The sequence below is a fragment of the Devosia sp. XGJD_8 genome (genome assembly GCF_046614475.1).
Taxonomy (GTDB): domain Bacteria; phylum Pseudomonadota; class Alphaproteobacteria; order Rhizobiales; family Devosiaceae; genus Devosia.
In genome coordinates this window covers 629,610-651,899 of sequence record NZ_JBKJHF010000001.1, presented here as the reverse complement: position 1 = coordinate 651,899, position 22,290 = coordinate 629,610, and the positions used below count along the sequence as shown (strand labels likewise).

19 protein-coding genes and 1 tRNA gene are annotated in these 22,290 nt (G+C 60.7%); 8 read left to right on the top strand and 12 right to left on the bottom strand.

What is annotated here, in order from left to right; all coding sequences use genetic code 11:
• Nucleotides 1–7: 7 nt before the first annotated feature.
• The 3 genes from ACLI1C_RS02970 to ACLI1C_RS02960 all read right to left on the bottom strand — a co-directional run bounded on the left by ACLI1C_RS02970 (nt 8) and on the right by ACLI1C_RS02960 (nt 3,403).
• A complete protein-coding gene (locus ACLI1C_RS02970) occupies nt 8–802 on the bottom strand; it encodes a carbohydrate ABC transporter permease (RefSeq protein ID WP_411398195.1) in 795 nt (264 codons plus the stop codon).
• Nucleotides 803–885: 83 nt separating this feature from the next.
• The gene (locus ACLI1C_RS02965) at nt 886–1,845 is read right to left on the bottom strand and encodes a carbohydrate ABC transporter permease (RefSeq protein WP_411395364.1); all 960 of its coding nucleotides are present in this window, start codon (nt 1,843–1,845) and stop codon (nt 886–888) included.
• A gap of 76 nt (nt 1,846–1,921) precedes the next feature.
• Nucleotides 1,922–3,403, bottom strand: a complete 1,482-nt coding sequence (locus ACLI1C_RS02960; protein WP_411395363.1) for an ABC transporter substrate-binding protein — start codon at nt 3,401–3,403, stop codon at nt 1,922–1,924.
• Nucleotides 3,404–3,608: 205 nt separating this feature from the next.
• Between ACLI1C_RS02960 and ACLI1C_RS02955 the strand changes: the two genes are divergently transcribed.
• The 5 genes from ACLI1C_RS02955 to ACLI1C_RS02935 are packed head-to-tail and all read left to right on the top strand — an operon-like array spanning nt 3,609 to nt 8,521.
• Nucleotides 3,609–4,322, top strand: a complete 714-nt coding sequence (locus tag ACLI1C_RS02955) for a GntR family transcriptional regulator (RefSeq protein WP_411395362.1) — start codon at nt 3,609–3,611, stop codon at nt 4,320–4,322.
• Nucleotides 4,323–4,362: 40 nt separating this feature from the next.
• A complete protein-coding gene (locus tag ACLI1C_RS02950; RefSeq protein WP_411395361.1) occupies nt 4,363–5,532 on the top strand; it encodes a mandelate racemase/muconate lactonizing enzyme family protein in 1,170 nt (389 codons plus the stop codon).
• A 46-nt stretch (nt 5,533–5,578) separates the two neighbouring features.
• On the top strand, nt 5,579–6,937 hold the full coding sequence (locus ACLI1C_RS02945; protein ID WP_411395360.1) for a mandelate racemase/muconate lactonizing enzyme family protein: 1,359 nt from the start codon (nt 5,579–5,581) through the stop codon (nt 6,935–6,937).
• Nucleotides 6,938–6,982: 45 nt separating this feature from the next.
• A complete protein-coding gene (locus ACLI1C_RS02940; RefSeq protein ID WP_411395359.1) occupies nt 6,983–7,309 on the top strand; it encodes an NIPSNAP family protein in 327 nt (108 codons plus the stop codon).
• 9 nt (nt 7,310–7,318) lie between these two features.
• Nucleotides 7,319–8,521, top strand: coding sequence for a mandelate racemase/muconate lactonizing enzyme family protein (locus tag ACLI1C_RS02935; RefSeq protein ID WP_411395358.1), 1,203 nt, complete (start codon nt 7,319–7,321; stop codon nt 8,519–8,521).
• A gap of 26 nt (nt 8,522–8,547) precedes the next feature.
• On the opposite strand, the gene ACLI1C_RS02930 is transcribed toward ACLI1C_RS02935, so the two are convergent.
• The 4 genes from ACLI1C_RS02930 to ACLI1C_RS02915 form a co-directional block, all read right to left on the bottom strand.
• Complete coding sequence (locus ACLI1C_RS02930; RefSeq protein ID WP_411395357.1) at nt 8,548–8,802, bottom strand: hypothetical protein; 255 nt, start codon at nt 8,800–8,802, stop codon at nt 8,548–8,550.
• Nucleotides 8,803–9,000: 198 nt separating this feature from the next.
• A complete protein-coding gene (locus ACLI1C_RS02925) occupies nt 9,001–9,780 on the bottom strand; it encodes an NAD kinase (protein WP_411395356.1) in 780 nt (259 codons plus the stop codon).
• On the bottom strand, nt 9,770–10,990 hold the full coding sequence (locus ACLI1C_RS02920; protein ID WP_411395355.1) for a tyrosine-type recombinase/integrase: 1,221 nt from the start codon (nt 10,988–10,990) through the stop codon (nt 9,770–9,772). Before ACLI1C_RS02920 ends, ACLI1C_RS02925 begins: the two co-directional genes overlap by 11 nt.
• 227 nt (nt 10,991–11,217) lie before the next feature.
• Nucleotides 11,218–11,293: transfer RNA gene (locus tag ACLI1C_RS02915), tRNA-Thr, on the bottom strand.
• 197 nt (nt 11,294–11,490) lie between these two features.
• Here ACLI1C_RS02915 and ACLI1C_RS02910 point away from each other — a divergent pair.
• The 3 genes from ACLI1C_RS02910 to ACLI1C_RS02900 all read left to right on the top strand — a co-directional run bounded on the left by ACLI1C_RS02910 (nt 11,491) and on the right by ACLI1C_RS02900 (nt 15,972).
• Entirely contained in the window at nt 11,491–12,270 is a 780-nt protein-coding gene (locus ACLI1C_RS02910; RefSeq protein ID WP_411395354.1) for a metallophosphoesterase family protein, read from the top strand.
• Nucleotides 12,271–12,557: 287 nt separating this feature from the next.
• Nucleotides 12,558–14,747, top strand: coding sequence for a putative bifunctional diguanylate cyclase/phosphodiesterase (locus tag ACLI1C_RS02905; RefSeq protein WP_411395353.1), 2,190 nt, complete (start codon nt 12,558–12,560; stop codon nt 14,745–14,747).
• A gap of 307 nt (nt 14,748–15,054) precedes the next feature.
• A complete protein-coding gene (locus tag ACLI1C_RS02900; protein ID WP_411395352.1) occupies nt 15,055–15,972 on the top strand; it encodes a lytic transglycosylase domain-containing protein in 918 nt (305 codons plus the stop codon).
• Between the two features lie 475 nt (nt 15,973–16,447).
• On the opposite strand, the gene ACLI1C_RS02895 is transcribed toward ACLI1C_RS02900, so the two are convergent.
• The 5 genes from ACLI1C_RS02895 to ACLI1C_RS02875 form a co-directional block, all read right to left on the bottom strand.
• Nucleotides 16,448–16,978: a thermonuclease family protein gene (locus ACLI1C_RS02895; protein ID WP_411398194.1), complete on the bottom strand. Its 531-nt coding sequence runs from the start codon at nt 16,976–16,978 to the stop codon at nt 16,448–16,450.
• Nucleotides 16,979–19,033: 2,055 nt separating this feature from the next.
• Nucleotides 19,034–20,104 (bottom strand): DUF3618 domain-containing protein, encoded by a 1,071-nt coding sequence (locus tag ACLI1C_RS02890; protein WP_411395351.1) that lies wholly within the window; start codon nt 20,102–20,104, stop codon nt 19,034–19,036.
• Entirely contained in the window at nt 20,105–20,521 is a 417-nt protein-coding gene (locus tag ACLI1C_RS02885; protein WP_411395350.1) for a phage holin family protein, read from the bottom strand. It lies immediately after the preceding gene.
• Nucleotides 20,521–21,138 carry a nutrient deprivation-induced protein gene (locus ACLI1C_RS02880; RefSeq protein WP_411395349.1) on the bottom strand — a complete coding sequence of 206 codons (618 nt, stop codon included), beginning with the start codon at nt 21,136–21,138 and terminating at the stop codon, nt 20,521–20,523. The genes ACLI1C_RS02885 and ACLI1C_RS02880 overlap by 1 nt, the downstream gene beginning before the upstream one ends.
• A gap of 318 nt (nt 21,139–21,456) precedes the next feature.
• Nucleotides 21,457–22,113 (bottom strand): class I SAM-dependent methyltransferase, encoded by a 657-nt coding sequence (locus tag ACLI1C_RS02875; protein ID WP_411395348.1) that lies wholly within the window; start codon nt 22,111–22,113, stop codon nt 21,457–21,459.
• Nucleotides 22,114–22,290: the final 177 nt, after the last annotated feature.

The following is a 22,290-nucleotide window of genomic DNA, read 5'->3' as shown; positions in this document are numbered from 1 at the left end:
CAACCTTCTAGTGTTTGACGGCGCCTTCGGTGAGGGCACGCACGAAGTATTTCTGAAGCAGGAGGAAGAGCACGACGACCGGCACGCTCATCATGAAGCTGGCCGCCATCAGGCCCGGGAAATCCGTGGTGTTCTCCGAAAAGAAGCGCTGGATGCCGACGGGCAGGGTGAGTTGCTCGTTCTTGGTGAGGAAGGTGGCGGCGTAGATGTATTCGTTCCAGGCACCGATGAAGGAATAGATCGCCGTGGCGATGATCCCGGGGACCGATAGCGGCATGACGATGTACAGGAAGGCCTGGAAGCGCGTGGCGCCGTCGATGCGCGCCGCCTGTTCGAGCTGGTAGGGGATGTTGTCGTAGAACCCCTTGAGCAGCCAGATGGCCAGTGGCAGGCCGAAGGTCAGGTAGGTCAGGATCAGCGATCCATGCGTGTTCACCAGGCCCAGCCAGCGCATCAGGATAAACAGCGGCACCAGAAAGATCACCGCGGGAAACATGTTACGCAGCAGCACGGCAAAGAACAGGAACTTGCGACCCGGGAAGCGGAAGCGGGAGAAGGCGTAGGCGGCAGGAACCGCGACGGCCACCGCAAGAATGGTCGTGATGACGGATACGGACAGGCTGTTCCAGAAGAAGCGCAGGAAGTCCTGCCCGACGCTGTTCTGCGGATCGAGCAGCTTCTGGTAGCTCGCCAGCGTCGGCTCGTTGGGCCACCATTGCGGCGGGAACTGCATGGCGGCAAAGCCCGACTTGATCGAGGTCAGGAGCATCCAGACCATCGGCAGGGCGGTGTAGAGCAGCATGAAAACGAGGAAGATGCGGCCGCCCCAGCGCCAGCCGTCTATGCGCCTGCGGCTTCGCGGCGCCTCCGTTGCCGAAGTGGACGTCACGGGCCTTCCTCCTTCTTCTCATTGCCGCTCAGGGCGCGCACATAGAAGTAGCCCAGCGACATCACGATGATGAACAGCAGCACCGAATAGGCGGCCGCCACGCCCCAGCGCTGGCGGCCGAAGGCAAGCTCGTAGATATGCGTGATCCAGATATGGGAGGCATTGGACGGTCCGCCGCCGGTGGTGATCCACGGCACGATGAACGAATTGAAATTGGCGACGGCCAGCAGAAGGATGGTGACCGTGGACACTCCGCTCAGATGCGGGAAGGTGACATGCCAGAAGCGCTGCCAGGCGGAAGCGCCATCGACCTTGGCGGCGCGCAGCAGCTGTTCGGGCACGGTCTGCAGCCCGGCCATGATCATGATCATGGCGAAGGGAAATTCGCGCCAGATATTGACCACGATCAGCGAGGGCAAGACCGTGTGGACATTGTCGATGAAATTGGGCTGACGGTCGGTTAAACCGAGCTGCACGAGCACCTGGCCGATGATGCCGAAATCGGAGTGGTACATCCACTTCCAGATGTAGGACGCGGCAACCGCGCTGATGACCCAGGGAATGATGAGTATGGCGCGCAGCACGGCGCGGCCGGCAAAGTCGCGGTGCAGCGCCAGGGCGGCAGCATAGCCGAGCACAAAGGCGATCAGCGTCGAGGCAACGGTCCAGATGATCGTATTGAGCGTGACCTTCCAGAACACCTCGCTGGACAGGATGGCGGTGTAGTTTTCCACACCGACAAAGATTTTGTCCTTGAGCTGCAGCCCGGGCGGCGTTTTGAAGAAGGACAGGTCGATCGTGTAGTACACGGGATAGGCGATGACGATCAGCATCACCACGATCGCGGGCAGCACATAGAGATAGTCGGCGCGGCTGGTCCACATCTGCCGCAGCACACTCGGGCGCGGAGGAAGAGCCTTGCGAGGAGCGCCGGCATGGCCTGCGTGGATGGTCATTGAGGTGCTCTTTCCTGGCAGGAAGGGAAGACCGGCGGCTGTGGACCGCCGGTCGTGTTTTGGCTGGGGCGGCTCTTTACAGGCCGCCGCCTTCCGTCAGGTCCCGAACCTTCTGCGCCGCATCCGCAGCCGCTTCATCCACTGTCATCGCGCCGGTCAGGACGTTCTGCAGCATGTCGGGGATAATGATGTTCATGATCTCGGGCGTTTCCGGAAGCGTCGGGAACGGGATGCCATAGGGCAGCATGGCGGTCGTGACATCGAGGAACTTGATGGAGTCGAGACGCTCCTTCATCCACACGGTCTTGAAGCCGTTGAGGTTGCCGGGGTTCGAGCCGGCATAGGCCATCTTGAGCGACCATTCCGGGCTGGTCCAGAAGCAGACCATGGCCTTGGCAGCGGCCTCGTCCACTTCGCCACCCTCGACATATTCGGGGTTCAGGATGTGGATGTTGGAGCCACCGAACACCACGGCACGCTTGCCGTCCGGACCGGTCGGGATCAGGCCATAGCGCATGTTGTCGATGACCGTCTGGGCCTTTTCCTGGTCCGTGCCCGTGGCCTTGGCCTGCAGATCGAGCATCACGTTATAGTCGGATGGATGGCTGATCATCATGGCGAGCTGGCCGGCCAGGAACAGGGGCTGGTTGTCGGCCTGCTGGTTGGTCAGGGCGGACACCGGAACCGACTGGTCGCGGACATACATGTCGTAGGAGGCCTGAAGAGCCTGCTTGCTTGCGTCGCTGTCGAGCCGGATTTCCTCGTAGGTCGGGCTCGGATCGGCTTCGTCGAACACGCCACCGCCATAGCCCCAGAGCTGCGGCATGAAGCGATAGGGCGTATTGCCGGCATTCTTGCGGGCGACTAGGCCATAGCCGGAAATGCCGAGCGTATCGTGGATCTGCTTGGAATAGGCGACGACGTCATCCCAGGTTGCGGGAGGCGCTTCCGGATCAAGTCCGGCACGCTCGAAGATGTCGGCATTCCAGATCAGCGCCATCGTCTCGTTGTTGGTCGGGATGCCATAGGCCTTGCCTTCCCACATCACCGACTTCATGGCGCCTGGCCAGAAGTCCTCGGTCTTCCAACCGACATCTTCAGGGCTCAGTTCCTGTAGGTAACCCTTGGAGGCAAACTCGACGCCGCCCAGGATCTGCAAACGCACCACCATCGGACCGGCATTGCCGAGCAGCGCGGTGCGGAACTTGTCAAGCAGGTCGTTGTAGGTAAGCGCCTGCTCCTCAAGTTCGATATTGGGGTAGGTCGTCCGGAACGCCTCGAAAAATTCCTTGTAATACTGACGCAGCAGGTCGGGGTCGCCCTCGAACACGCCCTGATACCAGAAGGTCAGCTTGCCCTCGTAGTCGAGGGGGGTGACTGCTCCACACTGCTCGGCAGTGTTGTATTCCTCAGTGCCCGCGATCGACCGCACATATTCCGGCGACCACTGGCTGAGATCGACGCTTTGACCGAGCGCCGAAGTGTTCAGCATCGACACCGCAAGCGCAGAGACCACTGCGCCATGCGTAAGCGCACGGCCCAACCGATAATTCCTCATCTAGTCCTCCTGTCATCCTGACCGCGTCTACGCGCAGCAGGTCCCTTCCCGGCGGCATACATCGGGCTTTGCCTCTTATGTATTTTCCGCCATGCCATTACCGTTGCAGAAGCCATATTGCGTGTCAACACGGAAGGATCGTACATTGTTTGCAAGCGTCTATGTATGATAGGCACGGAAAGGCTGGCGGTTTTGGGAGCGCGATTTGGCGAGCACCAGTGAGTTCAGGATTTCACCCCCTGCGGGAATGGAGGAGGTCGACGTCTCCAGCCAGCGCGCGGTTTCGCTCTATGAGACCATTCGCGAGGACATTCTTTCAGGGCGTCTGAAGCCGAACGAGAGGCTGGTGGTTGCCGATCTCGCCGAACGGCTGGGCACGTCCACCAATCCGATCCGTGAAGCGCTGCAGATGCTCCGCGGCGAGGGCTTTGTGATGTTTTCGCCCAATCGCGGCGCCCGCGTCCGGCCGATCGACCACGACTTCGTGCGCAATATCTACGAGATCAGCGCGCTGATAGAGCCGGCGCTCACCCGCTGGTTCGTCGGCATGGCCACCGATGAGGACATTGCCGAGCTCGAGCGCCTGCAGCGCCTGATCGAGGAGAACAATTTCGTCGATGCCGTGCTGCATAGCGGTCTCGACGTGCAGTTCCACACCGTCGTCTACCAGCGCCACTACAACCGCCACGCCGCCGAGATCTGGTGGAAGCACCGCCAGGTGCTGCGGTCGGTCACACAGCGCTTCAGCTACACGCTGGCCCGGCGCACGCAGGTCCTCCGCGAGCATCGCGAACTCATCGAACTGGTGAAGGCGGGAGAGGCGGACAAGGCGGCCGAGTGTGTCGCCCGTCACGTCGAGAGCTCAGGCCGGCACATCCTCGAACAGATGCGCGCCTACGACGCCGCGCGAGCAGAATAGACCCCGCGGACGCCAACCCTCACTGAAAAGGCAACACAGCATGAAGATTACCAGCGTCAGGCCGTGGCTGATCAAATCCAGCGCATCCTACTGGGGCGAGTTCCTGTTCGTGGAAGTTACGACCGATGAGGGCGTCTCGGGCTGGGGGGAAATCACCACCACCACCTTCGTCGCCAATCGCGCGCTCTGCGTCATGCTCAAGCAGATCAGCAAGATCGTCGAAGGCGACGACCCCGCCCATATCGAGCGCATCTGGCACAAGATATTCCGCAACTTCACCTATATGGGCAGCCGCGGCGCCGCAGTGGAATGCGTGAGCGCCATCGATATCGCCCTGTGGGATATTCGCGGCAAGGTGCTGGGCAAGCCGATCTACGAATTGCTCGGGGGTCCGGTCCGCGACGAGATCCTGCTCTACACCCACCCCGACCAGCGCAAGTTCACCAGCAATGAGGGGGTGGTGCAGGAGATTCGCGACATCATTGCATCGGGGCACACTGCGCTGAAATTCGATCCGTTTCCGCAGCAGGGCGCCATTGGCAGCGACGGCTATGCGCGGGAGCAGTCCGAGGGCTATCTCGACGGCTCCATGAACCGCAGGGACGAGCGCGAGGCGGCCGAGCTCACCGCCCTGATCCGCCAGACCGCGGGTCCGGATGTCGACATCCTGATCGACGCGCATGGCCGCTTCGATGTGCCCACCGCCATCCGGCTCTGCCGCAGCCTGGAAGAGGCGGGCAGCATCGACTGGTTCGAGGAGCCGGTGCCGCCCGAGAGCATCAATGCGCTCAGGCAGGTGCGCGACAAGGTGAGTGCGGCCATCTCATGGGGCGAACGCGGCCACACCAAATGGGACTTCGTGCCGATCCTCGAAGGTCGGCTGGCCGACTACATCATGCCGGACGTCACCTGGACCGGGGGCATTACCGAGCTCAAGAAGATATCGGCCCTCTGCGAGGCCTATTATATCCCCGTCTCGCCGCATGACGCGGCCGGACCGATCAATGTCGTCGCCGGGGCTCAGGTGATGATGACGGTTCCCAATTTCTACCGGCTGGAAACGTCAGAGTGGAACCTGAGCAAGTACGATCACCTGATCGACAAACCGCTCGACAATTCCGGTGGCAGCCTCAAGCTCAACAAGGCGCCTGGCCTGGGTATCGAAATGAACCGGGATTATCTCGAAGCCAATTTGCTGGATCTCGGCTGACGAAAAAGCGGTGGCGGAACAACACGCCTCAACAAGGGAGGACGGCATGGACCTGCATGGGGTCGGCGAGACAATCGAGAACAATATCCGCACGGCATCGCGACCGAGCGAGCTGCGCATTACCGACCTGCGTGTCGCCGAGATCGTCGGCGCGCCCTTCACCTCGGCGCTCATCAAGATCTACACCAATCAGGGCATTGTGGGCTTTGGCGAAGTCCGTGACGGCGCCAGCGCCACCTATGCGCTGATGCTGAAGAGCCGCCTGCTGGGCGAAAATCCCTGCGATATCGACCGGCTGTTCCGCCGCATCAAGCAGTTCGGTGGTCATGGCCGGCAGGGTGGCGGCGTCTCGGCCATCGAGATCGCGCTGTGGGATCTGGCGGGCAAGGCCTATGGCGTACCCATCTACCAGATGCTGGGCGGCAGGTTTCGCGACAAGGTCCGGGTCTATTGCGATACAGACGCCGAAAAGCCCAGTGGCACGGAGACGGGCAAGCGGCTCAAGGCCCGCATGGATCTCGGTTTCACCTTCCTCAAGATGGACCTCGGCCTCATGCAGATTGCCGATGTGCCCGGCGCGGTTGTCGCGCCGGCAGGGTCCCTGGAGGGGTATCGCATCCACCCCAACCGGGATGCGGTCAAGACCATGGAAGACCGCCGCGCCCGCAATGCCGTCTACGACACGCATAATGTCCGCCACCCCTTTAGCGGGCTGCACTTCACCGACAAGGGCCTCGACCTGCTCGAGCAATATATTGCCGAAGTGCGGGAGGTCATCGGCTACGAGGTGCCCCTCGCCATCGACCATGTCGGGCACATCTCGCTGCAGAACGGCATCAGGCTGGCGCGGCGCATCGAAAAATATGTCCCGGCCTGGCTCGAGGATGTCGTCCCCTGGCAATACACCGAGCAATATCGGGAGCTCCAGCAAGCGACCACCGTGCCGATCTGCACGGGCGAGGACATCTATCTCAAGGAAGGCTTCGAGCCCCTCCTCAAGTCCGGCATCTCGGTCATTCATCCTGACCTGCTGACCTCGGGCGGCATTCTCGAAACCAAGAAGATCGGCGATGCCGCGCAGGAGCACGGGGTGGCCATGGCCATCCACATGGCCGAAAGCCCGATCGCCGCGATGGCGGCGGCCCATGTCGCCGTCGCCACCGAGAATTTCATGGCGCTCGAATATCACAGTGTTGAGGTCGATTGGTGGGACGACATCGTCACCGGCCTGCCCAAGCCCCTGGTGCAGGATGGCTTCATCACGGTGCCGGACAAGCCGGGCCTGGGGATCGATGACATCGTCGACGACGTGATCAGCCAGCATCTGCAACCCGGAGTCACCGGCATCTGGCAGCCGACCGACCACTGGGATGACGAGTACTCCTGGGACCGCACCTGGAGCTGAGCAGCGCGGACCGGGCCAGAATACAAGCATGATTTAGGAAGAGCGATGATCTACGAGCTGAGAATCTATGATTGCCTGCCCGGCAGGCTGCCGGCGCTGCTGAAGCGATTCAACGACCACACGCTGGCTCTGTGGGAGCGCCACGGCATTCGCCAGGCCGGCTTTTTCACGACGGTCATAGGGGAAAACAGCAACCGCCTCACCTATTTCCTGGCCTGGGAATCCCTTGCCGAGCGGGAGGCCAAGTGGGCGGCCTTCATTGCCGATCCGGCCTGGCTCAAGGCGCGCGACGATTCCGAGCGCGATGGCCAGATCATTGCCAATGTCAGCAGCCAGCTGCTGGCGCCGACCGCCTTCTCGTCGGTGAAATAGGGTATTTCGATGAAGATCACCGATCTGCGCTGCGCCGTCATTGGCAAGCATCCGATTGTGCGCATTGTCACCGACGAGGGCCTTTACGGGCTGGGTGAGGTGGAGTTCACCAAGACCTACCTCAAGCCGTGGATTCTGCATTTCCGCGACGCGCTGATCGGCGAAGACCCGACCGATGTCGAGCGCTGCATGCTCAAGATCCGCCAGCGTGGATCGTTCAAGCCTTACGGTGCCGCCGTGTCGGCCATCGAGCATGCGCTGTGGGACATTGCCGGCAAGGCGGCCAATGTGCCTGCCTACAAGCTGCTGGGCGGCAAGGTGCGCGACAAGGTGCGGGTTTATAATGGCTCGATCCGCCGCAAGCGCAGCGGCGACCGGCCGGAGGATTATGCTGCGGACGTCAAATGGATGATGGAGCAGCCGCAGAACTTCTTCATGGTCAAGCAGGGCATCAGCTTCCACTCCAACATGAAGGACACCATCGACGACTTCCACTATGGCGTGCGGCAGAACAATGCCGGCTATCACGGCGCCATGGACCAGGGGCAGATCTCCGAGCGCGGCTTCAACCACATGCTCGACTGCGTCGCGGCGATGAAGGAAGTGCTGGGCGACAAGGTGAGCCTGGCGCTCGATTGCGGCCCCGGCTGGTTCCTCAACGACGCCATCCGCTTTGCCCGCGCGGTCGAGAAATATGATCTCATGTGGCTCGAGGACATGCTGACGGGCGACTATGTCCCCTGGGTCAATCCGCAGGCCTATCGGGAGCTCACCACCTCGACCTCAACCCCGATCCATACCGGCGAGCAGATCTATCTGCGCCACAATTTCAAGGAACTGATCGAGACCCAGGCGGTGCGCGTCATCGGACCCGATCCTGCCGATATCGGCGGCATTGCCGAGCTCAAATGGGTCGCCGAACACGCCTATATGCATTCCATCATGATGGCGCCGCATGGCACGGCCAATGGATTGTTCGGCCTGGGTGCCCTCATCAATGTCTGCGCAACCCTGCCCGCCAACTACATCGCCTTCGAATATCCCAGCGCCTCCGACCCCTGGTGGGAAGATATCGTGATCGGCCTGCCGGACCAGATCGTCACTGACAGCCATGTTGACCTGCTGCCCGCGCCCGGCCTCGGACTGGACATCGACCCGGAGGGCGCCAGGAAATACCTGCTCGAAGAGGATGCGGGCTTCTTCGATCCCTGAGCGATCGACAATGGGACGAAGGCAATTCAGGCGCGGTAGGCGTCGATAATCTCCGACCCTGTCGCAAACCACACGCCAGGAGTGGCGGCTGCCGCTTCCAGGAACTTGCGGATATACTTGGCGCGAAACGGTTGTCCGGAGACGTTGGCCTGCAGGCCGAGTGTCATGACGGACCCATTGCCGTCGGCAAGAAGGCCCTCGAGGTGGTCGGTGATTGCCTGTTCGTATTCCCACGGCGTGTGGCTCTGCGCCTGTATGACTGCCGCGTCGGAGGTTTCCACGCTATAGGGCAGTGCCGAAAGCCGCCCCGTCGGGACGATGAAATCATAGGGCTGGTCGTCATTGCCCCAGTCGAGGGTGTGGTCGTATCGGTTTGGAAGTTACGGAGATCGCAACTGAGCCTTACTGGAATGACCTGGATCTGCGAAAAATCAGAGAGTAGCCTCGCGCCCAGACCGGCTTCCCGAGCCGGAGGCGTATCAGAAGCGGAATTGCTCAGCCAGAACCCGTTCCTCCAGACTTGTTCCCGGATCGAACAGCAACGTGACACCGCGGGAGCGATCCTCTCGGACCGTCACTTCAAGTACATTCTTGAACTCGACATTGTCGGCAACGGCGCTGACCGGTCGCTTTGCCGCTTCGCGGGTAATGAATTTGACGACGGCGCGATTGGACAGAATGGCGCCGCGCCAGCGACGGGGGCGGAACGGTGAGATCGGCGTGAGGGCAAGCAATTGCGCCTCTATCGGCAGGATCGGACCGTGCGCCGAGAGATTGTAGGCTGTGGAACCGGCAGGGGTGGAGATCAAGGCACCATCGCAGATGAGCTCGTCGAGCCGCGTCTCACCGTCCACAACGATCTGAAGCTTGGCTGCCTGGTAGGTCGTGCGAAACAGTGAAACTTCGTTCAATGCCAGAGCCCTCCGCAGCTGGCCTGATGTATCAAGCACATCCATCGAGAGTGGATAGATCCGGGTACGCTGGACGGAGGCCAGCCTCTGGTCCAGGTCGTCCTCCGAAAAAACATTCATTAGGAAGCCGACGGACCCGAAATTCATACCATAAACGGGCAGACCCGCCTGCATAACGCGATGGAGCGTCTGCAGCATGAGGCCATCCCCTCCGAGGGCAACCACGACATTGGCCGCTTCCATGGCGTAGTCACCATAGCGCAATCTGAGGCGCGAAGCGGCGTCATCGGCCTCCACTGATCCATTGGTAACAATGCAAATGCGCGGGCTCTCATCACTACGGCTCATTGGAATTCACCTGAAGTTCACGGCCCAACGCGTGCCTTGGCTTCGCGATCCGTGTATGCCGCGGGCCGGTGAACCGCTGCTCGATTAGAGGGGCATCGGCGCCGGGGGCACCTGTTGTTATCCAATCGTCGCTGGCAAATCGTCGGCCGGTTTCCAACCGAGTAATGACCTGCTCGGCGCCGGTGGCCAGGTAGTGCTGGCGAATGGTTCGTTCACACTCTGTTTCATCATGTCCGCTGGCTTCGGAAATCTCTCGTATTGTCGCTCCGGCCCTATATGACAGTGTAATGAAGGTGCCGCGAAGATCGTGAAATGTCACCCCAGAGACGCCCGCCTGGGCAACGGCTTTGCGCCACGCGCATCTAAAGCCGCGCCGCCAAGGCTCTCCCTTCAATGTGGTTAGAATCATCCCCGGGTCAGACCCCCAGTCTAGAGGGCTGGAAAGCTGGGATTGGCCGCGTTGCTCAGATTTTATTTCTGACAGTACCCGCTGTAGTTCTGAAGATACCAGGATCTTGACGCGTCGTCCGGACGAACCGCGAGCAGACTTGCGCTGCTCAAGCCGTAGGTATTTGCCGTCATAGCAGTCCCAAGTCAGCGACAACAGGTCCGCCTGGCGCTGGCCGGTCCACACCGCGACCAGCAGAACACGCGCCAGATGTCTTGGCGCTGTGGCCAGAAATGCTGCGATCTGTGCATCGGTCCAGATGACGTCTCGTCGCGTCTTGGTGTGAATGCGGCCAATTCCTGTTACGGGATTGCGACCTATGTACTCTTCATCCAGAGCAAAATTCAGCAGCATGCGGAACACACCGATCGTGGCGTCTGCCGTTCTCGGTCGCGAGGCCAAGACTTCGTCGCGCCATTGCCTGATGGCTGTTCGCGCCCCGCGTTCCTCAAGGGCGTGAATAGGCAGATTGCCAAACTTCATCTCTATTCGGTGCAGATACAGCCTATATGAGGCTTGCGTCGTAGACTTCAGGTCGAAAAACGAGTTGGACCCAAGGTATAGCGCAATCAGATCGGAGACCGTATTTATGGATTCGATTCTTGAGGCGGGGCTTTCCCACGCGCCGTGCGGTAGTTTGGGCTGTCGTTTGCGGGCAATGGCATCGAACCACCCGCTCGGTTTGGCGTTGCGAGAAATCTGCGCGGCACGGGCCGCGACTTGATTGCGGAGGCGGTCGGTCCACGACACATTGGATTTCATCCGTCCTCCGAGGGTCCCTGAAACTGGAGGACTAGGTTTCACCTACGGCCCAGGACGTCAAGGCTGGCTGCTTCAACCTCAAGGCTTATCGTTGATGCTTCGTATCCAGACCTTCTCCCCGGTCCAAGGGTCGTCCACAGCGGGACCGCGCGGAGGAAGGACCACGCCTAAGATTCCTTGCAATCCAACACGAATTTCAGTAAGTTATTGATCTGCTTTAAGATTTCTGGTGCCGGCAGCAGGGTTCGAACCCGCGACCCCCTGATTACAAATCAGGTGCTCTACCAACTGAGCTATACCGGCGACGGGACGCATCTAGCATCACCCGCGCTTGCCTGCAACCGCGCCATTACACCGTCTAGCTTGAGTTGACCTGTCGTGCCGCATCGCGGTTCCGCACTACGGTCCGTCACTTTGCAGGCCAACCAGCTCATGGCCGAAACCAACGACATACGCGGATCTCCCATGGTAGAGTGCGACGTCTTCGGGTTGCGAAATCAATGCTGGGTATTTTTCGACGCCGTTCCCCTATCCCGCGACTATCGAGGCCTCGTCTCAGGGCCGACGATGTTGCAGTAGTCTACGCGATTGGCGACATCCACGGGTGTTATGATCTGCTGCTTGAGTTGATCGAGCGGATACGCCAGGACGCCAAACACATCACTGGAAGGCGTATCCTGGTGACGCTGGGCGACTATGTCGACCGCGGACCCAGGTCTGCGGAGGTACTTAACTGGCTTTGTGGGCCCGCCCCCGAAGGTTTCGATAGGATTAGCCTTGCGGGCAACCACGAGGCTATGATGTTGGAATTCCTTGCCAGTCCCAGTCCCAGCTCACCATGGCTGGATTTTGGCGGCATGGATACCCTCGACTCCTATGGAGTGGATGTCCCGCGCTTTGTCCGTGCCAGACGACAGGAGCGCCTCGCCATACTGAAGGCCAGCATACCAGTGGCACATGTCAACCTTCTGACAAACCTGCCCTCGCTACTGGAGCTGGCCGAGGTTGTTTTCGTGCATGCTGGCTTGCGGCCCGGCTTTGAACTATCCGAGCAAGTAGACGAAGACCTTCTTTGGATTCGGGAGCCCTTTCTCAGCGGCCCCGCAGATCGGGGTCCTCTGGTGGTGCACGGTCACACCCCGGCCGCCGCACCGGTCGTGACAGGCAGACGAATCTGTGTGGATACGGGCGCCTTTGCTACCGGCGTGCTCACGGCGGTGCGCTTAACGGCTCAGGAGGGGCCTTGCTTCATCGACACCGCCGGGCGCCTTGCGCCCTAGTGAGCGGAGGCAGGGGATCGCAACACGACCTATGCCGGCGAGGGCGCCACCCGGCATGGACTGTCCGGGGCAATCTTGACCATCACTCTAGGTACATTCGGACAGTGCTAGATTTGCTTCGATGAAATCGACGCGGTCAAGTCTGTCGAGAGCCGCAATGATATTGAACCCGAATACTGGGATCGTCCGTTATACCCATGAAGAAAGTAACCTGTTCCTAACCACAATTGGGTTTTCGACCTTGCACACAAGGCATGCGGTGAATTTGGTGATGCGCGGACGGTATGATGACCGAGATGGAAACCGATCCCTACACACACCGGCGCGCACTCAATCCACTGGTTTGGTTGTCGCTCGTTTTTGGTGTTGCGGTGCTAATTGCAGCCGCGGTCGGAACACACTGGGCAGTTGACCAAGTAGACCGCCGCGCCGTCACTGCGGAGCGTCGCACAATCGCTGCGGCACTGGCTTTGGAACGGGAAAGCGTTGTTGCGGGAGAGCTCCGTTCAATCTGGCAAGAGGCACGCCGGAACCAGGACGAGCCCGGATCCGCAGCAGTTCTCGCCGACGTCGTGCGGGAAACATACGATCTTGCTCGTGTCTACATCCTCGCGCTGGATGGTGGCGTCGTTCGCGCCGCAGAAGGATCGCTCCTCAAGGAGGAGGTGATTGACGCCAATGACAGGGCTGCCGTGCAATTGCTGGTCGGACAGTTCGGGCAAATGGAAGGAGCGGATGAAGGCCCTGGCTTTTCCACCAGAGAGGCAAATCACACTCGCCTGGCGGACACCGTACGGCTTGAGGATGGACAACTGGCTTTTGTGGGCATTCGTCGGATTGGCCCAGACGGTGGTGGCGTTGATGAGGCCTCCGCAACCAGTTTCCATCTCGTATCAATCAAGCCAATTTCGCCCCAGCTGCTTGCCTCCGTGGCCGATCATTTCGAACTTGAGGGGCTGCACATTGCCGCGCCGCGGCCGGACCACGCGACCCTGCCGATCCTTAACAATGCTGGAAGGGTGATCGGCTTCGTTGCGTGGCAGCCGAACCGTCCTGCCGTTTCGCTTTTGTGGGAGGCGGCCCCTGCGGGGGTGAGCTTCCTCTTCCTCGCAGCGACGGGTCTCGCTTTCCTTCTGGCATGGGTGCGTCGGACCACTGTCCAATTGGCAGCAACGCAGACGAAGACGACGTACCTGGCCTTGCATGATCCGCTGACGGGCGCAGCCAATCGTGTGCTCTTCGAAAAACGGCTTTTGGAGGCAATGGCATACCCCTATCTGGCAAGAACGACGGTTGCCCTGGTCGCGATCGATTTGGACGGCTTCAAGGATGTAAACGATACCTATGGCCACGCGGCAGGCGACCAAATCATCAAGCAAGTGGCCACGCGCCTGGCGTTTGCGTTGCCTGAAGAGGCGACCCTCGCCCGATTGGGAGGAGATGAATTCGCTCTGGTGCAGCCCGGAGTTTTGAATGAGGGACAGGCGAAATGGATCTGCCAGAATCTCATGCGCGTTTTCGACACCCCTTTCGTGCTGACCGACGCGTCCATTGAGATCACGGCCAGTTTCGGCGTCGCACTCGAGGAAGGAAATGCTGTCTCCGCCACGGAGATGCGGCGGCGTGCAGATGTTGCCCTCTACGCGTCGAAGGCAGCAGGACGCAACCAGCTCAAAGTTTACGATCCCGCAATGGACAAATCGCGGCGCGAGAAACGGACCCTTGAAGTTGAGCTCCGGAATGCGTTGCTGACTGGCCAAGGTCTGTTCCTCCTCTACCAGCCCATCTTCGAGGCGGGTAGCAACGCCGTCGCTGGCGCGGAGGCGCTGGTTCGCTGGGACCACCCCGAACGTGGCAACCTGGCGCCTGACATGTTTATCGGCATGGCAGAGGAAACAGGCCTGATCAACCAGCTCGGCACCTGGGTTCTAGAAGAAGCAGCCCGCTTCGTCGTCACCTCAGAAGTGCCCTGGGTGGCGGTGAATGTCTCACCGCTACAGTTCCGAAATCCAGATTTCGCCGACAGCGTGCTCCGTATCTTGTCCACCCGGGGCCTACCCGCAGAGCGACTCCAGCTGGAAATCACCGAGGGGGTGTTGCTGCAGAATTCACGAGCCATCCAGGCGATGCTTGCGCAACTGCGGACTGCAGGCATCCGAATCGCGCTTGATGACTTCGGCACCGGATACTCGTCGATCGGCCACTTGCGGGCGCACAGTCTGGACAAGCTGAAAATCGACCAGTCGTTCACGAGGTCCATCGTTCGCGATCCCGCGACGCTCAGCATCGTACGGTCCGTGATCGATCTGGCACGGGCACTCGACATGAGCGTAACTGCCGAAGGGGTCGAGGAAGAAGCGCAACGCAGATTGCTCAAAGATTTGGGCTGTACCGAGTTGCAGGGTTTCCTGCTGTCCAGACCCCTCACGGCGCAACGCCTCTTGGGCCTGCTGGCGGAACGGCGATCTGTGGCGTAGTCAAGCCAACGATCAGAGCGATCCTGGCGCTATGCGCCAGCCTTATCCGCTCTCAATCGCGGTGTTGTCGCGGCAGATCAAACTTGCAGCGCACGCTCACCTAGCGGCTTGCCGATAGCGCTGAATTTTCTAGGGCGCCTCCTGCTCGGGCGATTGTACGCAAGTGCTGCGGGAACACTGCACGGTCGACACACAGGGTACGGATCCAGGGAAATCGTGACACGTTATTGCCACCGCAGGGATCGCGCGCGTAGTGGCTGCCACATCCGGGACTTGCCAGACCCTGCGGTGTCGCCAAGGATAGGTCATGATGCCCACTGTCCGCATACTGCTGATGGCCTGGCTGGTGCTGCTCCAGGCGCTTGCCTGCACCTCCATAGCTTTCGCTGAGGAGCCAGACGCCAAGCGCTGCTACGATTTGGCAGGACAGGATATCTGCATCTCAGAACGGAGCTTTCGCGCGGATATATGCACCGCTATCAAGGCTTACGCCTCCCATTGGAACCTGCCGGCAGGCTACTTGGCCCGACTCATCTGGCAGGAAAGCCGGTTCGATCCGGCTGCCTTGAGTCCCGCCGGTGCGCAGGGAATAGCTCAGTTCATGCCGACAACTGCCAGCCTGCGCGGCCTGCGCGATCCGTTCGACCCTGCCGAGGCCATGGCCCGGTCGGCCGAATATCTGCGCTTCTTGGAACAGAAATTTGGCAATCTCGGCCTCGCCGCTGCGGCATACAATGGCGGTGAGGGGCGGACCGGCCGCTATATCGCCAGTGGCGGCGGAACGCTTCCAGCCGAGACGCGCAACTATGTCCAGATTGTCACGGGCCATTCCGTCGAACAGTGGCTCGCCGGGACGGTGGGCGAGGTCGACTTTGCCTTAGCCGGAGGCACCGACTTTGTGGCTGCCTGTATCGACATGGCCCGGTCTGTACGCGTTCCCAATCTCACCATCAGTCCGGCGCAATGGCAGCCTTGGGGTGTGCTAATCGCACAGAATAGCTCGGCCGAGCTCGCCCGATCGAGGTTTGCCGCGGCCCAGACAGCGCACAAGACAATCCTGGGCACCGAGCAGCTGATGCTCATTGGCGTCCGCAATCCCAGCTTTGGAAATCGCCTGCGCTTTTCGGCCATGGTGGGTCGGCAAAGCCGGCAGGCGGCGCAAGCATTGTGCGAGCGCCTCCTGGCTGCGGGGGGCAAGTGCATTGTGCTCAAGAACGCGCCGTAAGGTGGCCGCCGCCGGCGCTCCCATTGCGGGGGCGGCAGCCTGGTTTGTCCATAGCTGCAGCTGCGTTGCGGGTGCCGGCCGATTCGCCCATTGCGGCGCAGCCTGAAGGCCGGCCAAGTCCGATCCAAGAGCCGGGAGCGGAAGCTGTCATCGGTCATTCTGCGCTCGGCCCCGCAGCTTATCGCGCCATGTCCGCTTGGCCTGATCAGTCACTCAGAAGCGGCCGAGGCAGGAGCGGGCCAGCGGCGGCGGGTGAAACGCGATCAATGCCCTTGGCCGATGCGCTGCCTGAGCGGTGAGGACACAGCATTCAGAGATAGACCGCGTTGAGGCATCGCGACTGAATGGGCAGCCCGCCCAGGTGGATCGTGCCGGTCGCCCGAACGGGGCGGCGTGACTTGCTCGGACGCTGATCCAGCCACCGCCTCGTCGCCCTGGCGCGGCCGCAGGACCCTCTGCCGGCGGTCAGACCAGACTAGCTACACCACCACTCCACCCCATCGGGCCAGCGGCGCGCGAGCCCCTCCTCGATCATGGTGTCGCCCACGTCGCGGCCCGCGATTCTAATCGTCGCGAGAGTCCGCTCGCCGGTATTGTCGAGCCCGAAAGTATCGACGATGAATGGGTTGGTGTTCAGCAGTTCGAGTAGCCGGCGGCTTGCCTGCTTCGCCAGTTTGACCTCGGCATGTCCCCCGCAAATACCGTCATGTGGTTCAGGCGTGTCAAAGGACGCCAGCCGCAGGTTCCGGCCATCGAGCCAGATCGTATCCCCGTCGACGACGCAGTTGTAGCGGTCGCGGCCACACATTGAAAAGCTCTGCCGCCGGACGTCGGTTTCCGCCGAGGCAGAGGTCACGTCAGGGGAAGACCCCGGCCCAGGTGGGAATGGGTCAAGCGCCACCCAGCCCAGAGCAGACGCTGCCAACAGGGCCATCAAGGCCAGCAGCGGGGTGACGACATCACGCCGAGGTGGACGTTGTCGCTTGCGACGGGGATCAAAGCGCACGACGCTCAAGGCTCTCTCACGAGGGCACGATGCTGTCGGTCAACGGCGCGGCGCTGGTCGCACGGCGTAGGGGCATGGCTGGGAGCGTCTCCGTTATGACCGGGGCCGGTGAACTTGGCTTCGCAATGCTCAACTAGTGCTGCAAAGCGTGGTTTGTCCCGGGCCGGGAAAGTGATTTCGAAGGCCGAGAAAGTCTTGTGATCGAGCGGGAACAACACCTTCGTGTAGAAGATCGTATCCTGGCCTTCTCCGTGATCATAGTAGCCAGAAGGACAAACCAAGAGGCCTCTCCAGCTCTACAAATCGTGGTGCTGATCTGCGTGTCCGCAGCGAGACGGGCCTCGAAGGCGTCGCGGGTCATGCCGTCCGCCGGGCCCCCATAAAATCTTACGCTGGCGGATCCGTCTATTTCCCCGAAGGCGATCCCAGGGGTTTCTTCCGGTTGGAGGACCTCGAACCTGCCCACAGGCAGTTCCGCCGAGAAACCATAGACCGATCCAGACGACGTCCGCCTATTTCCCCCAGCAAATTCATGAGGCCGAAGTTCGGCAGCGCTTTCAATCCCACCATGAAGAACCAAGGAGCCGCGCGCGATATCATTGTGGCCGACCGGTCGCCAGCCCCGCGAAGGCGACCGGCCTGGAACCTGCTCATGCCTGCGAGACGCTGAGGTCAAACTGACGGCTACCGTTTCAGGTGACCGGACCATGCAGAATGCTATCCTCGTGTCAGCTCTGCGCGAACTTATTCCCATATCGGCGGGCTGCATTATCCTGCTGCGCACCAGAGGGAGACAAGCATGCGACTTGATCGGGAAGGCAGACGAACTATGGCTCAGTTTCTGAACGGGCTGGCCGTGGCCACCCTCAGCCTTGGAGCGCTTGCGCCGATGGTAGCGGGGACAGCAACAGTTGCGGCGAGCGCGGTCGCATTCATCATTGCCACGGCATTGCACGCGACCGCTCTGGCGCTGACCCAAAGACGATAGATGCCGAATTTGACGCCCTATGGATTTTTGGCACGGACTAAGATGGAAACATATAAAAACAAAGGGGAGGCGGTCATGCCGTGGATCGCAGGCTAAGCCAGTGGTCCTGCTGTGCAACTGGCAAGAGCTCGGCCGCATTGGTGTAACGGAGGTGATCCAAATGAGCAGTAGCCACTATGTGGTGTCGGAACGGTCAGAGTCAGTGTGGCAGTTCAGTCATAAGGGGGAAATTGCCGGTCCTTACGCCTCGCGTGAGGCAGCGGTTGAAGCGGCCATATCCGAAGCGAAAGCATCTCTCGATGCCGACTGTGAAGTCTTGGTCCGCGACGCCAGTCTCAAGACAGTAACGGTTTGGCAACAGAGACCGTCGCCACAGAGCTGAGATTAGCGCACACTTCTCCCTGAACCCTCTACCTGGCCGTCGCTGGGGGAACTCGGGCGCCCTTCTTGACGTGCCGGCTGGCACGTTATGGCTGTAACCCGGGGTCAAGAGGCCTAGACGCGTCACGGTCTCTGCGAATATCCCAGCGCCTAGCACCGAGGTTTCTGACAGTCAGAGCCAGTTGCGGTCTCCCCCGCCCCGTCGGCAACCAGAAATCAGCACGGCTACTAGACGCTCCATTTCTGGCCCCTCCGGCGGACTCGAGAGTTCCCGAAAAGTAGTCGGTCGGCATTGTACATAGGGCCTAAAACGCCTGACGATCGTATGGTCCCGTCGGCTCTTGGTTAAGCCGTTCCGCACGGCTCTGTTGTGGCACCTCCTTAGCCGGGCTTGGGAAGGCAGCTCCGCGACGGGCAGCGTCCCCAAGCAATGCAATTGGAAGTCGAACACAGCGCGAAGCGCGGCACGGTCAACGACGATAGCTTCGACGAAGTACGCAGATCAGCCCGCCATTTGCCATAACGCCACGGCCGAATGACAACCTGACTGCGGTCGATTCCCGAAAATCCAAGCTAGGACGTCGGTTTCAAGGTGGCCGAAGTACCCACGATTACGGAGGCCGGGTCGGAGTCCCCGATCCGGGATCTGACCGGCAGGTGTGGGGAGGCAAAGCCTCCCCACAGTGTTAGGCTTTCGTGGTGTTTGCCTGGTCCACGTCGACCGTGTCCGACATGCCATCACGTGCTTGCTGATACAGCTCGCCAACTTTCGCCGTAGCTGATTCATATAGATCGGCTGCTTTTTCCTTGCCGTCCTCGTAAATCTCGGATGCATGATCGCCGATCTTGCCTTTTACAGTATCGGCCGCTTCGCCAAGCAGTGCATCCTCCTGCGCCGTGTGGGGTAGCGCCGAACCCAGTGCCGCCCCTAAGGCGAAGGCTAGCGCGCCGCCGACCAAGGGTTGATCGCGGAACTGGTGAACTAGCGTCTGACTGAGATCATCCATCTGGTGGCGCACAGCGTCAGTCGCCTGACCGGCTCGATTCCGACCTGCCCCGGCTCCGGAGCGCACGGCGTCGCGGGCGTCATGCAGCTTTTCCCGCGCTTTTTTCCAGCTATGAGACGCCCACCCGGATGCTGCGTCCAATATATTGCCGGCTTCGTCGCGGAAATGCTTCACCTCTTCGCCTGCGGCGTTTGTGAAACCCTTGTATCGGTGGCCTGCCTCATCAACGAAGTGCCCCGCGCGATTGCCGCTCGCATCGGACAATGCCCTGAACTTTTTGCCGGCGTCGTCCGCAAACTCGCTGTAGCTAAAGCCGCGTTCGTCGGTCACCTTGCCCAAACGTTGCAGGCTTTCTCCGGTGATGATCGTCACCGGATATTCATCGTCGAAATCATCACTGTCGCTGCTTGAGTAGCCGCGCTGCTGGTTGATGCTGTCGTCCCAGTGCCGGTCCGAACGGATGGTGCTTGCGTCAGCCGCACGACTTTCTGGTCCGGCAGGCTTGGCCATTAGCCAGGCAAGACTAACGCCGAGGAGTGCAACGGGAAGGGGGTTTGCCGTCACATTACGTTGCAGGCTCGCCACGAACTCGCCACCGCCCCCCTTTGTATAAGCCAGCAGCTCATCGACCAACTGGCCCGGTGAAAGCTTTTCCTGGATCTGGTCGATAGTGGTTTCAACCCTACTGCGTTGCACTTCGACTTCGCGCTGCAACTGCTCTGACGTCTTGTGTTCGCTGTCGTATGTCATTTACAGCCGCTCCTTTACGATATCGGCGTCGCGGCCCAAAGAGGCGGCCGTCCGGTTCATGTTGAGATTGCTCGCCTTGAGCGCGTTAAGACCCTTCGAGATGGTCATCCAGCCCGCGATGCCGACAATGCCGGTTACAAGGAAAGCGGCGACTGCATTGGCGAGCGTGGGGTCAAAGCCTTGACCCTCGAGGAACGCCGCCAGGAGCATCACGACGGCGCTGAGGAAGACGCCCAAGGCTCCGAGTGCCAGAACGCCCCCGATGACGATTGAGCTTACGCCCGCCATCGTTTCGGAGATCTTCTCCGTGGCCTCGGCCTTGGCAAGTTGCACTTCCTTGCGAAACAGGGTGGAGATGTCAGAAGCGAGCCCACCCAGTAATTCGGCCAATGGCCGACTTTCATTGGTGCCAGACATCACAGGCCTCCTGAGCGGACGCTGTTCGGCTGGACAGCGCTGTTTTTCGGGACGTCCGGCCGATCGTTGCCCGACGAGTGACTGGCTGTCGGCGATCCTGTTGAGGACCTGTTTTCGCGGCGATGGGCGGAGGCCAGAGCAAAGCGACTTGCTACGAACCCTGCAAGGGCAGCAGCACCGAGAAATGCAACGGGCTGCTTGCGACCGAAGTCCTGGGCCATGCCCATGAGATCATCGACATCGCGCTCTTCGACGGTCTTGCCGAAGCTGGATAGACCAGAGGCCAACTCGCGCGCATAACGCCCGACGGCCGCTTGATCGGATCCCTCGAGTTCATCGGCCACCTTGGTGATCGCCGCGGCGACACCGTTGATTTGGCTAGCAGCAAGGTTCTTCTGGTCCGAAGCGAACGACTTCACGCTTTCCGTGGCCTCTTCCACCTTGGCTCCAGCTTCATGCTGAAGGTCGCGCACATCGTCCGCCGCGCGGTGCTTTACGGCTTCCAGATCATGGGTGACCTTCTCCGCAACTTGTCGGGTATCCTCGGTCGCCTGCGCCACCAGCTGCGGCGGTGCCCCGCTGCCAGTCTTTGAGGTTTCGGGATTATCAGTGCTCATCTGCAAACTCCTCGTGCAAAGGCGGCCGAGATGAAGCCGCGTTGCAGCATCAATGGCGGCAAGCACGACTGGGTTCCAAAAAACATATAGAAATCAAATACTTAGATAGACCGCAAAGAATCATCGGCATCAGATGATACCGTTGCCAAGCTCGCGCGGACTATGTTCAGCAACGTCCGCGGGCGGCCTGTGTTCCGGCATATACCCCCAGGATCACAGCCACGTGTCCTGGCTGGCCGGCGCCCCCGGAACGGCGGGCTTCACCTGTCCTATCAGCCTGACACCCGAGTGCTGGAGCATTTGCGCCCGGACCAGACCTCACCGTGTTGGCGAGCGACCCCGTATCGCGTTCGCTCGTGCAGTGGGAGCAACACTTCCATCGCTGGCGGACGGGAGCATGTTCTGGGCCGCATCCCTCACACGTCTGTGCTCCGTTGGTGAGAGGTCTTGCAGAACCGCGGCAATGCGCGGCGCGGTGATCGCTACCTTCCAGTAGCGAGCAAAGTCTGGAACAGTGCGGGTGACGGAGAACTCTCGTTGCGCAATGTGGACCAAGCCGGCAGAGGTCCAGGGTTGTTCCAGGTTGCGGACATCGGCCACCTCGGGATGTGGAGGGTCCGGAACCTGCAAGCCAATGGATCGCATCGCCTCGTGGATGGCGTGGTAAGGGAAACCACCGCCGGCGAGGTCCCAGGCATAACCCGCGACGGTGCCGCCTGTTCTGGCGACGCGGGCCATTTCCGCAACGCCGCTAGTGGGATCAGACATGAAGTGCACGACGAGGGCGGCAGTGACCATATCGATGCTGCTATCCGCAAACTCCAGCCGCATCGCACTGGCTGGGGCAAACAGCACCTTCGCACTCAGGGGCCGTGATCGTGCAAAATCGAGCTGGGCTCCGATGAGTCTATGCCGACGACCGATTTGGGGGCAGTTCGTTCGACTATCAAGCTCGTGAAAGCACCACTGCCGCATCCGACATCCAGCCAGTCCAGGCCCGGGTATGGGCTCAGCCAATCAAGGAAGAGCTTTCCGACATCTCGGCTCCAGGCCCCCATCATAATGTCGTAACTGGCGCCGTCATTGAACCTGACACTGGAGTCTGCCACGTTGCCTCCTGTATAGGCGTGCCGCGCAGCGGCATGCCCTATG